At 42.6% G+C, this 13,419-nt stretch carries 10 protein-coding genes; 5 read left to right on the top strand and 5 right to left on the bottom strand.

Annotated features, from left to right (window positions below; genetic code table 11):
- The first annotated feature begins 264 nt into the window (after nucleotides 1-264).
- The 4 genes from JWH17_RS17440 to JWH17_RS17425 all read left to right on the top strand — a co-directional run bounded on the left by JWH17_RS17440 (nucleotide 265) and on the right by JWH17_RS17425 (nucleotide 6,442).
- Entirely contained in the window at nucleotides 265-1,605 is a 1,341-nt protein-coding gene (locus tag JWH17_RS17440) for a DUF2254 domain-containing protein (RefSeq protein ID WP_205223941.1), read from the top strand.
- Nucleotides 1,606-1,626: 21 nt separating this feature from the next.
- Complete coding sequence (locus JWH17_RS17435) at nucleotides 1,627-3,282, top strand: ABC1 kinase family protein (RefSeq protein WP_205223940.1); 1,656 nt, start codon at nucleotides 1,627-1,629, stop codon at nucleotides 3,280-3,282.
- Nucleotides 3,283-3,446: 164 nt separating this feature from the next.
- Nucleotides 3,447-4,079, top strand: a complete 633-nt coding sequence (locus JWH17_RS17430) for a flavodoxin family protein (RefSeq protein ID WP_205223939.1) — start codon at nucleotides 3,447-3,449, stop codon at nucleotides 4,077-4,079.
- Nucleotides 4,080-4,327: 248 nt separating this feature from the next.
- Nucleotides 4,328-6,442 carry an LOG family protein gene (locus JWH17_RS17425; RefSeq protein ID WP_205223938.1) on the top strand — a complete coding sequence of 705 codons (2,115 nt, stop codon included), beginning with the start codon at nucleotides 4,328-4,330 and terminating at the stop codon, nucleotides 6,440-6,442.
- Nucleotides 6,443-6,754: 312 nt separating this feature from the next.
- Here JWH17_RS17425 and JWH17_RS17420 read toward each other — a convergent pair whose 3' ends face one another.
- On the bottom strand, nucleotides 6,755-8,503 hold the full coding sequence (locus JWH17_RS17420) for a mechanosensitive ion channel family protein (RefSeq protein WP_205223937.1): 1,749 nt from the start codon (nucleotides 8,501-8,503) through the stop codon (nucleotides 6,755-6,757).
- Nucleotides 8,504-9,236: 733 nt separating this feature from the next.
- Here JWH17_RS17420 and JWH17_RS17415 point away from each other — a divergent pair.
- A complete protein-coding gene (locus tag JWH17_RS17415) occupies nucleotides 9,237-9,638 on the top strand; it encodes a hypothetical protein (RefSeq protein WP_205223936.1) in 402 nt (133 codons plus the stop codon).
- Nucleotides 9,639-9,992: 354 nt separating this feature from the next.
- Here the strand turns inward: JWH17_RS17415 and JWH17_RS17410 are convergent, their stop codons facing one another.
- From JWH17_RS17410 to JWH17_RS17395, 4 genes are all read right to left on the bottom strand, one after another.
- Nucleotides 9,993-10,136, bottom strand: a complete 144-nt coding sequence (locus tag JWH17_RS17410) for an enolase C-terminal domain-like protein (RefSeq protein WP_205223935.1) — start codon at nucleotides 10,134-10,136, stop codon at nucleotides 9,993-9,995.
- A 65-nt stretch (nucleotides 10,137-10,201) separates the two neighbouring features.
- Nucleotides 10,202-11,098, bottom strand: coding sequence for a fructose bisphosphate aldolase (locus tag JWH17_RS17405; RefSeq protein ID WP_269755879.1), 897 nt, complete (start codon nucleotides 11,096-11,098; stop codon nucleotides 10,202-10,204).
- Nucleotides 11,099-11,365: 267 nt separating this feature from the next.
- On the bottom strand, nucleotides 11,366-11,644 hold the full coding sequence (locus JWH17_RS17400; protein ID WP_205223934.1) for a hypothetical protein: 279 nt from the start codon (nucleotides 11,642-11,644) through the stop codon (nucleotides 11,366-11,368).
- 940 nt (nucleotides 11,645-12,584) lie between these two features.
- Entirely contained in the window at nucleotides 12,585-13,370 is a 786-nt protein-coding gene (locus JWH17_RS17395) for an aminotransferase class IV (protein WP_205223933.1), read from the bottom strand.
- Nucleotides 13,371-13,419: the final 49 nt, after the last annotated feature.

The raw sequence follows: 13,419 nt of genomic DNA, 5'->3' as shown, positions 1-13,419 counted from the left end.
GATTAATTTTGGTAAGAGGGTCACCGTTGCTGTCGATTTTACGCATCCGATTATCAAGGTCGAAGAATCCTGGCTGAAACATATCGGCTCCATCAAGTAAAAAACGGCTTAGAAGATGATGGAAAAGTATAACATAATATCAATATTTCAGACAGTTAAAACACTATTTGCGCTTGTTTTGCTGTAGTAATTATTCGAGAAACCCAATAATATATCAATTTGTTTAACTATTTGAAAAATATGAGAAAAATAAGACTGTTTAATATGTGGTATGATATCAAAAGCAGCTTTTGGTTCATCCCCCTATTGATGATATTTTCTTCATTTATTTTTTCTCTTTTCACCCTTTTTATTGATCAGGTTTTATACAAGGAGGAGCTTTTCCAAAGCTACGAATACACGCAAAATATTCTAAAGTATTTTGTTTTTGTCGGTGCGGATGGCGCCCGGTCGGTGTTAACGACTGTTTCCGGGTCGATGATCACGGTCGCCGGTGTTACTTTTTCCATAACAATCGTTTCGTTAACGATGGCTGCTTCTCAGTTTGGTTCCAGGCTGTTAGTAAATTTTATGCAGGATAAAAGCACACAGTTCGTACTTGGTACCTTTGTGTCCACATATGTGTATTGCCTGCTTGTACTCAGGTCGGTTCATTCCGATTACGAGAACCTATTTGTGCCTACATTTTCAGTCAATTGCGCCGTGCTGTTGGCTTTTTTCAACGTTGGCGTCCTGGTTTTTTTCATTCATCATATTTCCATTTCCATCAAGGCTGAGTGTGTTATCGATTCCGTCTACAAACAACTCAAATTGGACATTGATCGCATGTTTATCGACGGCGATCATGAAAAAAGCGATGACGATTCCATTAAGCAAACTGATTTCAATAGCCCTGAACTAGCTGAAGAGTACCCGGCAAAAAGTGCTATGTATTCCCCAAAAACAGGTTATCTGCAAGCGATCGACTACGATAAGCTGATGGAGTTGTCTGTCGAAAAGGACTTGGTCGTGCAACTGGAAACAAAGGCAGGCGACTATTTTGTTCCCGGCTTCCCGGTGGCGACCATAAGGAGTAAATCTAGAATCCAGGGCGAATTTGTGACGGGGTTGAGCGACGTTTTTCTTTGCGGTCACCAGAGGACGGGAGAACAGGACACTGAGTCCGGGATCCATCAGCTGGTAGAGATCGCGGTCAGGTCGCTTTCACCAGGCATAAACGACCCGTTCACGGCGATAAGCTGTATAGACTGTCTGAGTTCGGTTTTTACCATATTGGCGCAAAAACGGCCTCCAGCAGCGTGGCATCATGATGACGAAGGGTGCCTGAGGGTACTCGCCAAACCAGTTGAATACAGCATGTTACTGGAGGCTGCTTTCAATCAAATACGTCAAAACAGCAAAACAAGTGTCGCGGTAACCATCAGGTTGATGGATGCTTATCATCGTATTGCATTTTCCCTTAAAGACGTTGCAAATAAAGCAGCCTTGCGAAGGCATGTGGAAATGTTGCTGGCTGCCGGCGCATGCAATATAGACTGTGAGCATGATATGCAGGATCTCAAGAGGAGATACGATGACTGCATTGATTTGCTTGATATTACATAACCCTATTTCTTGAGTGTATACATGGTTAAATTTGAAGACTTAAAGAAGCTGAAGAGATTTAATGAAATTGCGGCAGTACTGGCGAAGTACGGTTTTGATGAAATTATCGATCGCTTCGAACTCAATGGTTCAGTGCTGTTGCAGAAGATCAATCCTATTAAAGAAGATCTGGGTGTCTTTGAGCGTATCAGGCTGTCTATCGAAGAACTTGGGCCAACTTTTATAAAATTCGGCCAAATAATGAGTCTTCGACCGGACCTGTTGCCGGGAAAACTGCTTCATGAATTGGAGAAACTGCAGGATAATGTCCCGGCAGTTGAATTCAATGAGATTGAAAAGGAAATTATTGCGTGCATAGGAGGGCCTTTAAACAAACATTTTTCTCAGTTTCATATCGAACCGGTAGCTGCCGCATCTCTCTCTCAGGTCCATGTTGGCGTATTGTTGAGTAATGGCGATAAAGTTGCTGTAAAAGTACAGCGCCCCGGAGTCGAGGAGAATGTCCACTCGGATCTGGATCTTTTAAAATCTATCGCATCTTTTATTGATCAGCAATTTGATGATTTGAAATGTTATGATTTTCCGGGGTTGGTTGAAACAATCAGGTATACTCTTTTAAGAGAACTCGATTTCAACAATGAAGTCAGCAATATGAGTATTGCTCGTGCTCATTTGGAGAACCGGAAGGTGTATATCCCCAAAGTATACGAGGAATACTGTTCAAAGACTCTTTTGGTGATGGAATATTATGAGGGCAAAAGGTTTACGGAAATTTTATCGTGCAGTGATGATGACAGAAAAAAAGTTGCCCAAAACGGACTCTACGCAGCGACAAAGCAAATTTTGGAGGATGGTTTTTTTCACGCGGATCCGCATCCCGGTAATCTGTTAATCGGCGACGGCATGCAGCTTTGCTTCATTGATTGGGGGATGACAGGCAGGCTTACGGAGCAGGAGCGGTTGTCGTTAATTGAGCTGCTTGGTTCCATAGTTGATAAGGATGTAGGAAAACTGACAGATTCATTCTTGCGAATATGTAGAAAACAGGAGAGAGCTGACGGGGAAAGAGATATTGAAAGAGCCTTGGCCGAATTACTGGACAGGTATCATTCAATCCCAATATACAAAATGAATATTGGTGATTTTTTATTTGGTATCCTTACGCTTTTGCGCGACCACCGTCTAAGCTTGCCGATTGAATATAGCATCATGATAAAGGCATTGATCACTGCTGACGGTACGGCACGGATCGCATATCCCAAATTAAATGTCGTTGATGAAATTAAAGGGCAGGTGGAGGCGATTTCCCGAAAAAGATATTCCCCTGAAAATATATGGAAAAGTGTCAACAGGTCGTTTGCCCGTTTTATCGCATTTAAAAGAGACTTACCTGAGAAATTCGTTAAGATCATCGAAAAAATAGAAAGTGATGATATTGGAGTTACTTTTAAATTAGATAAACTGGAACGAATAATAAATACCCTGGAAAATGCTTCTAATCGGCTGACGATTGGTATCGTCACAGGTTCGATTATAATCGGATCATCCATGATAATAACAACAGGCGTTAAACCCTTTCTGTTCGGTTTTCCGGCCTTGGGAGTTGTCGGCTATTTAATCTCGGTGGTCCTTGGCCTCTGGATTGTGGTTACAATTATCAGAAACAGGAAATACTAGTTGCTACGCACGGGGGGGATTACTCCTTGAGGTATTATACCTAAAACCTGTAATTGCTTACAGGTGCCATCCGTAGGGTGCCTGTGAGTAGTCACTAATCTTTTTCTCAAAACATCATCCGACCAGAACCTCAGGAATCCCCTTCTGATAATTGCAGCGACGGATTGCAACAAAACTTTATCCCAGACATGCAGACAACAAAAAAAATATTGGCTATCAATGGCTCCTACCGGGAGGGTGGTATTACCGATCAAACTCTGGAGGAGTTTGTCCTGCTAACCGAGCGGTACAACGCAGAAATTGAAGTGGTATATTTGCGCGACTATCCCATTGAATTTTGTCGAAACTGTCGTGACTGCTGCCAGATGCCGGGCGAAAATCCAGGGAAATGCGTATTTGAAGACGGCATGGCCTCTCTTGTCGAAAAGCTAGAGCTAGCTGACGGGTACATTCTTGCATCACCCACAAATTTTTACACAGTCACGGCCCTCTACAAGAGATTCCTGGAAAGACTTATCCCTTACGGCTACTGGCCCTGGGATATGAATGCGCCTGAAAATAGGAAAAAGAAAAGTACAGGCAAAAAAGCTGTACTCGTTTCTTCCTGCGCAGCCCCTGGATTTATGGGCAAGGTGGTCTACGGCACCCGTAGACAATTGAAGTTGACGGCAAAAACCATAGGCGCAGAGGTTGTCGGCACCATTTTTACCGGTCTTATCAGTAAACAGGCCAATGCAAGTCTTCCTGAAAAATCGCGGAAAAAGGTTGCAAAACTGATGACTGCTTTGCTCGACTGAAGTACACTCCTTCTTTTGCCTGCCAAACCAAATCACAATGTACAACCCTGCAAAAATTTTATTCATTGGGTGCAGCTGCTGCACTGGCGATTGAGTCGGTGACGGCTTAGAGTCCGGGGCCTAGGTAAAGTATTTATTGGCAAAAACGTACTTATAGCAGGAGCAAATTGAGAAGCAGCAACCTGCTCCACTCCGGAACGTAAAACGGTTCAGGAAATAAATTACATCACACTTTTAACACAGTTGCCATGAAAATAGCGCAAATCGTCAGTTCAGACGGACATATCAGTGAAATACCGGGTAAGCTCGAAGGGGGCGACATCCTGCAAGCACGTTTTTCCTTTGTCGATGTATCTGATTATATTTGTGGTGCCCTCCAGGAGCAGAAACCTTTTCTTTTTTCGGCTCGGAGTGGAAACACCCAGCTTGGAATCAAGACCGACCTGCTTTCCCCTGATACCCTGCCGCAGATCAATGGCAGAGAGGTACACCTGGACGGTAAGGTGGAAAACCTCAATCCACTGCTCGGCGACGTACTTGGTCAGTTTAAGATAGGAGATGAAATAGGCCGGCTGGTGGTTATGGACCCTGAACTGCGCATCCATGATGTTCGCCATTACCTGCACAAAAGGCTTTTTGTAGGACGAAGCAGCGGCAAGGGACGCTATGACGGTTTTCAGATCAAACGGGAGAGGGATACGCTCACCGGCAAGGAAAGCGACTATATCCTTGCTGATCTCGAACCCTATCAATACTGTTTCGAATCCGACGCCATTAATGAATCCAGCGTCAATGAAGTGATCAAGAAAGGGCGGATGGCCCTGACAAAAATCCGCTCACGTGTGCCTCTGGACCTGCACAAGGCCACGCTCAGTCCTGGGAACCTCTTTATCGGTGCGATCAAGATATCGCTTGGAGACATCTACGGTATTATAGATGCAGTGACTGAACCTGAAACGAATGGTATAGAACACTTGCCTGCCAGGGTTCTGGATCCATTCAGGACATTTCGTGACCGCCAGGTTGAGCTTTTTCACTTTGGCAAAGAAAAAGTTCCGCTGCACCAGGTAAAGGTGAGAGTTCGCTTTTTCAGAGCCGAAAATCCGTTGACCGTCCCGCTTTCCAAGCACAAGGTCAAGTATGGTTATCGACTCTACGATCTGCTCACCACCGGCGATGTCAGCAGCTTGTTTGACTTCGTTGAAGACGATTCGCTTGGTATGATTCTCAACAAAAATAATTTTTCCCAAATTGCCAATGCTAAAGATGCTCTGGGGCGGGCACAGCTGGAAATCATTCGCAACGCAGTCCAGAAAAGCACCATTCGTCACCCCGAAAACATCCAGCTAACGGAAAGACACAGCGACTTTGCGCAAACCCTGGAAAAACTTTCCGTGCTCGGGGGGATTAACAGCAGGGTATTTATCGGTGACAGGTTTCCTTCCACCGAAGTGATTGACACACTACGTAGAAGCGGAGTCAGGACTTTTCTTATCAATATGGAAGACCCGGCATTTGCAGACGACTACATCAAACAAATGCTCAAACTGACCCACGCGGCCACTTCAGGCTGTGAATTTCTTCGTTATGATGCAGCCACGGACAAGCTTTACTCTTTTTATCACGGCTGCTTCATGGAACCGGATGACCGAGAGCGTTTTGATTTGGTCAGGTACTGGTTTGCTTTCTACGGCTCCCACACCAACGAGGCGGACAACCGCTTGACCATTGACCTGATCAACAAGCTGGCCTTGTCCTTCGGTAACGAGATGGGGATTGTTCACGGCGGGGGACCGGGTCTGATGAAGGAGGCCAATGACCTTGCCAGGCAGCACAATATCATGAGCATCGGGGTGGCCATCAACCTGGAAGGTGAACAACAGACTTCGCTCACCACCTGTGACGGCCTGATCAAGTACAGAGAAGGGCTCCGTCTTTCTCGCCAGGACCACCTGCAGAAACTGAGCAATCTCCCTGTCATCAACACAGGCGGCTACGGCACTGCTGAGGAGTTGTGCATCACCATCACTTCAATGAAAATTCATGAAAATCCCCTTGCGCCCATCATCCTGCTGGACCAGGATAACCTATGGGGCCACACCCAGCAGCAGGTGGCTGCAATTGCAGGAAAAAACTATGGTCCGGCATTTGTTCCATACCTGGTCAAGTCATGCCGCGATGCCGATACCGCTCATGCCGAGCTGCTGCGATTCTGCCAAAATCCGGATGCGTGGTACGAGGAAAATCACATTACCGCCTCCAGTGTAGAGCGAGCTAGGAACAAATCAGAACGAATCAGAAAAAACATGTTCAACCAGGACAGTATCGAGGTTTTCAATACCCCGTATCAAAACACAAAATAGATCATAGAACCTGCTCCACTTGCAGCAGAAGGAAAACACTTATGCCGATGGCGTAGGAATAGTAACTCATCTTGTCGGATTGCGGGCGTATCTTATAGCTATTTTCATTTTCACTGTTTGCCGATTTTTCCCCAAACTAAAATCTTCCCCTTACTATTTTTCTATTATGTTTTGCTATCATTGCATTTTTTATGGTTTTGTTAATGGATAGCTGGGGCGTTTATAATCGTCGCAGCAAGGCAACCAAACGGTAATGGAATGAAAGCATAACCAAACCTATGGTCGCGTCGTAAACGTCCAGGTGAAATATTCTTATGAGGTAGAGTCCGTATGATAAATGTGAACATCCCGCTGGGGGTATGGGATGGAGATACCCTCTTCGTCCAACCGTTTTTTAACTGTTCTGGTTATGTCCCAATACACGGTCCAGTAGTCCTCGCTCATGACCCAGGGGCGAACAATAAAATCCACAGATGATTCACCAAGATTGTGGAGTTTGATGACGGATTCCGGACGAGTGAGCACTAGTTCATGACCATCTAAAATTTCCTGAAATATTCGCTCTGCCTGATCAATATCAGCTTCATAGGCAATTCCAAATACCAGGTCAACCCTTCGAACACTTTCTGAGTGGACGTTACGGATAATGTTACCCCAAATTTTGTTATTGGGTACAATAAGCTTTTGGTTGTCAAAGGTCAGAATAATGCTGGAGACCAAGTTCATGCTCTGCACTTTACCGCTTACTTCCGGAACCTCGATGACGTCACCGACATCAAATGGCCGATACATAAGGATCATCACCCCGGAAGCAAAATTGGACAAAACATCCTGTAAGGCAAAACCAATAATAAACCCTGCAATACCAAGGCCTGCGAGAAGTGGCCCTATTTTAACTCCCAGTTGGGACAAGGCCACCAATACTCCTAATACCATGACGATCTTGCCGGACATGGAAACCAGAAAATTACCGGCAAGTTGTGACATCCTCGAATTTTTAGCTATAACTATCCTTTTCAACAGACGTTTAGTCAACCACGCCAGCAGCTTAAAAAAGGCCAGTATAAACAATACAAAGAGCAGGTTTAAGGAAAGCCTCAGGCCATTTTCTTGAAGCCAAATTTTCGCGTCACTCATGGTGTGAGAGAACAGGGAAAAAGCAACCTGTTTATCAAAAATTTCAGTTGATATTTGCCCGGTAGCTTTGATCAGGAGTTCGCTGTATTCAAGTGCATCGATTTCTCGCTTATGAAGAAGCTTAACCAGCGCTGTCAGGCTGTCTGTAAGTCCTTCCTTGAATTCTTCCAGGGCCAATATTTTGGTATTAAGTTTTTCCTTGTCGCCTTCAGCAGCAGTTTTATACTGTTCGTGCAAGTCAGATAACGTATTGAGTACCAGTTTGATTTCACTGGAAACCGTCAATGATCGTTGCTTTAATAGGTTGTCAAGCACCGCCAGATCATCGGTAACAGAGAGTTCAAGCAGTTCCAGCCGTTGCGCATTCTCATATAAGTCTTTCAATAAAGCATCGTAGATCCCGTAGTAATTACTGATCTCCTGTTTTCTGGCAAAGAGCTGCAACGAATCAAGATTTTTCTGGTCTTTGACCAGGGATGCAATATGATTATTTGCATAGGTTAATTCACGTTGGATGATCTTGGATTCTTCTTGCAACAGAGATTTTATTTGAGGAAGGATGTAAGGCTTGAGGGTATTTTTCTTCTTTTCTTCGGCGATGTGATTGAGTACATCCCCAAATATCTTTCGCAGTTGTATCTCTGTTTCACGCACTTGCATGCCCAAGGCCAATTGTTGCTCACCTGTTAACCTTTTCATCTCCTTGCGCATTACTGTAAGTTTCGTTTTGAATTCCTTTATTTCAGCAAAAAAACGTTCATCTATGGAAGGTTCTTTTTCTTGACTCGCTTCCGCTTTTGCGGCCTTGGATAGCGCTGACTCCTCGACCGTTGCTGCGTGTACTGTCTGGAAGGAGGAGAAACAGAGAAGAAAAAACCCTAAAATAAGAGGCCGCACGGGCAATGAGTAAAATTTCATAGTCATCAAGGTCTGTAGGTTCGAATGAAAAAAGATGATGTATTAATATAAGCCTTTCTATCTAAATCTTGCATGTCAAACATGACAAAAATACTTTTAATTATGTTTTTTCAGACTGTTGTCGGTATTATCAACAAGAAATCAGTTCACTTTTTATGTGAGTTACATTTAAGAGCATTTTTCTCATGCTTGCCACCCTTCGGGATTGCCGATTTTACCGAATCTGCTTTGTTTGCGCACACTTGAAGTACTACAGTACGTCTGCGTGTACGCAGCCTCGCACCTTCGGCAAACTTGGCAATTGCAGGATTTAGATTCTATTTTTTAACGCCACCAGAGCATCACTCTTTTTCAGGTTCTAGATGCATGCCTTTACCTGGCTTTGTTTGGTATACCACACGTGCTACAATCACCAAGGATAACAGTTGCGGGCTGTATACTGCCGGTATGTGGAATGTATGTATATTCTTACGTGAACTGCCCGTACCCCGATGATGTTTGAAAATACTGACAGGAAAAATGAAGTTATTTTAATGAAAAAATACGGGAAAAGAAGTTTTTACAGTAAAATAAAAGGGCGAAATAGAAGAATCAACGTAACTTCAGCAGCAGCTCAACTCTTTATGATCTGCCCGGCCGGCATCCCGATGTATCGAAATCGGTGCTTATCTCCTAATCTGTCAGCTTGTGAACATGTGGAGTACTGTTGAACCGTTACAAATCAACAAGGAGAAGACCTATGAAAAAGATTATACCTGCCATTATTGTTCTTTTATTTGCAGCATCTAATCTCGCCGCATTTACCATTGATGCTACAGCAAAGCGAAATACCATCTATGATATCCCAACCATGGTTCGCGGATCATTTGGAAAACTACGTTCAACCGGAGAATATGGAATTTATATATATGTTGATACAAGGAGCGAAGAAGGCGAAAGAAGCCTTGAAACAATTTTTTTTCGCTTAAATTGTACAGTAGAAAAAGTGGATGATTATCTCCAAACGGTAATTGATGGTAAAAAAATTATCCTTGCCGAAAAAAAATGGCATGGGTGGAAAAGTGCTGATGGTGTGGTAATCAAATACACTGTAGAGGGTAGCCCCTATGCTACAGTTGACGCCTGGGTTGAGATTGAATAAGTGTAGGGTATCTTGGATGTTCAGAATTTTCGTTCAAGCTTGAGGCATGCTTAAAAAATTACCACAGGCAGGTACCTAATATTCAGAGGATAATTTTAAAGCATAGCGAAAAGATTGAGTGAAAAGGCAATTATGCAAGATGGCCTATGGCCTTTTTCGTGATCTGTCCCCAAAATATATGTTTTTTGCCGAAGAAAAAAGGTCTGGTTATGAGAGAAAGAGGGTGTTGTTACCCTACGATGAGTCAAGCAATAACCTTTTGCCTTTTTTTTGAACAGGGGATATCAACAACGTCGCCAAAGGGCTCAAACACGAAACAATACAATTCGATTAGCCCTGCAGCAATGTGCAGGGCTAATGGGTTCTCCACTGCGTATTCCACTGAATCCGGCCATTGGCATCTATGGCCAGGGTTTGACCGTTGCCGGCGACCTCCAATACGGCTTCGATTCGGGCCAGGTCTTCGAATAAAGGGAGTCCGCCGATTTTTATTTTCACCGTATTATAGTTGAAACCAAAGATGCCTCTGCATAGGGCGACTCCTCTTGAAGCAGGCGCCTCTATTAGGTGTTTGAAGCATCAAAAATAGACTGAATAGTGGCATCTAACGTGCTATCGAAATTCTCATTTGATTGTTGGACACTCAACCCCTCTGTCAACGCACGCGAGAAACTCGCAATCATGCCGACATTTTCGCTTAAACGCTTGTTTGCCACTTCGCGGCTATAGCCACCTGATAAAGCTACTACTTTAAGTACTTGTGGATGGTTTACGCATTCAGTATAGAAATTAGTTTGCTCGGGTAATGTTAATTTTAACATCACGTATTGATCGCCCTCTAATTCGTCAAGTTGAGCTAATATTGCTGCTTTCAACAAAACCTCGGCCTCTGCTTTTTCAGGGCTGTTAATGTCTATTTCCGGCTCAATAATCGGCACTAAACCAGCTGCTATAATTTGTTTCCCTACTGCAAATTGCTGTTCAACAACCGCATCAATACCAGCTTTGTTTGCTAATTTGACGACCGAACGCATTTTGGTACCAAACACATCTTGGGCATTGGCTTTTGCCAGCAATGCCTCAAGGTCGGGCATAGGCTTCATGATTTGTGCGCCATTTTCTTCATCAGCTAACCCTTTGTCAACTTTCAAAAAAGGCACTACCTTTTTGTTCTGCCACAAGTAATGCGACGAAGATTTATCTTCAATCTCTCTGTCCAAAGTATTTTCAAATAAGATAGCGCCAAGTATCCGATTGCCATCAAAAGCCGGACTGGTGATTATGCGAGTGCGCATGGCATGTACACAGGCAAACATTTCTTCATCATTGCTATAGGCAGACTCATCTACACCATAAAGCTTTAAAGCCTTCGGCGTACTACCGCCACTTTGATCAAGGGCTGCAATAAAACCCGGTGCGCTTTTTATTTTTTCTAACATTGCTTTTTGTGCTGTTGTCATGTTTCAGTCCTTTTGGTGTGGAGTAGTTGAATTAACCAGTAAAAAAAGGGCAGCCCTCTGCTTGATTATTGCCAATGTAAGGCTACGTTTTTTGATTCGATTTTTGTGGTGTTTGTTTGTTTTTCAAGATTTCTATTCTCGTGTCAATGCTGCACACCGTAACAAATATAAAGCAACTAGCTTAAACTAGCACTATTCTGGGTGTCCCCTATAGATTCATAGTTCTTGGTTGATTTATAGTTCAACCTACCAACGTGTGAAGATAGATCATGTGCTTTTCCATATGTTAGCTACAGCTCGTTCACTGCCAAGAAAAGCTACAATTTCACAGACAAAACCTAATAACAGAAAAACAATGGCAGGAAGAACACCGCCCAACTGGGATGTCTTGATAGTAGCATAGATAGAGCCTGAGGAGAGGATGAGAAACAGAAAACCCAAAATTTTGAGTATATTCCTATGTGATTTTCGATAAATATATTCAGTTCCACCGGACTCAAACATATTCAGAAGAGGCGAAAATATTTTTCTAATTTTCTTTTTCATTAATAACTTTCCTGCACATAATGTGCTGATCACCGGTTTATCTGGTGCATAATTTTGTTGGGGAAAACTGTAATCATAGTTTGTCCGTAACTACGCACGGGGGGGGGGAACTCTTTGATTTAGTATGCTTAAAAGCTGTAATTGCTTACAGCTCCTCCTGTTTGGACAGGCGCGATTTTTCGCGACCCGAATTTCCCATGAATTTTTTAATTTTAAACGCAATTAATTGATATTATAACGTAAAGAGTAATTGCACAATTACCAGTCTATTTTTTGTTTTCAATCAAAAAGTTCCCCCTTCGGGCTCATCAACGAAATAAATGGAACATCCTTATTTTCTCATCATAATTTGGATATGTATTGTAACTGCAATATGGAGGTATATAAGAAAAAAGAAACCGGGCTTGCTTGGCTTGGGGAACGACCCGAACAAGCAAAAACTTGATGGTGCAAAGTATACAGGTTGTCCGAAATGTGAATGGGGGGTTCTAGAGCCGGTTTTTCGTTGGTGGCAATATACTTTGCTTATTTCTACGCCCATTGGTTTTATTCTTTTTGGAAAACCGATAAGATATCAATGCAATAAATGCTCTTTTCAAAAACACGGTTCTACAAAAAGAATACCATTAACCAGGCTTTCCCTTTCTCATAGATTGACGAAACCGTTTTGTATCGGTATCTCGGTTAACATTGTTTTAGGCTTAATTATAGGATTGATTTTCTTGAATTGTGTGATTAAATAATTGAAAACAATTGGTTTTTTACAATAGAGGGCAGGCTGCGGTGTAAAATTATAAACCACATCAATGTCTCTTTCTTCCTCCTTCCTTCCCCTACAGGTACCACACTGTTTGGGGTGATCACGCTCCCTGCGTTGTTTGCCTACTCAGCGGGGTTTCAAGTTTTTCAAAACAAGCCGGTAAGATTGGTCTGCCAAGCGTTACTGCATCGATCTTGATAGAGCATTATAAGCCTGCATTAATTTCAACACTACGGGCTGTTTGGCTGAATCATACACATGGTGATCAATTGATTTTATCGGCAGGACGCCTAGGGATGTACCAGTTAAAAAACAACCGTCCATTTGATCCAGCTGATTGATATCAACTCCTTTATACGTAACTTCAAGACCTAGCGTTTCGCTTATTTTTATTACGTTTTGGAATGTAATGCCGGTTAATATTTCATCAAGTGGTGCACTATAAAGGGTGTTTTTTTTGAAAAAAAGCAAATTAGAACTACTTCCTTCTATAATTTTATGCTGTTGATTGACTAGAAGCACTTCAAAAAAAGTATCGCCTTTAATTCGCTCAATCTTATGTTTGTACTCCATGTCAAGTTGCTTTATTGTTGGGTTGTTACGTTCTAAGTGAACGGCAGCTGTCTCTACCCCATCCTCATAAAATTTTCTTTTGGGATAAGTACTTTCTATGAAATAAAGCTGGTACTTTCCAGTCGTAACATCCAACTTAATATTTTTATCCATTTGCTTGTTAATGGATACCAAACGAAGAAGTTGTTCTTGTATGTATTTCACATCTGCTTGAACTGCTGCCTTGCCAAGTGAGTGTTGCAACCTCTCCATATGATCTTCTAAAAATAGAATATGACCATTAATAACCCGCAACACTTCATAAATAACAGTATCACCCTTTAACGGTTTAAATGTTTCAGAGGACATGATTTGGCCATCGATGATATAGTACGCACCAATATTTTTATACATAATCTAGTGAATATTTTTCTAATTCAATTTTTACGAATAATAGGGAGGG

The sequence above is a fragment of the Desulfogranum marinum genome, from assembly GCF_016918565.1.
Taxonomy (GTDB): domain Bacteria; phylum Desulfobacterota; class Desulfobulbia; order Desulfobulbales; family Desulfobulbaceae; genus Desulfogranum; species Desulfogranum marinum.
Note: the sequence above shows the minus strand (reverse complement) of the source record. Positions and strands in the feature narration are given on the sequence as shown.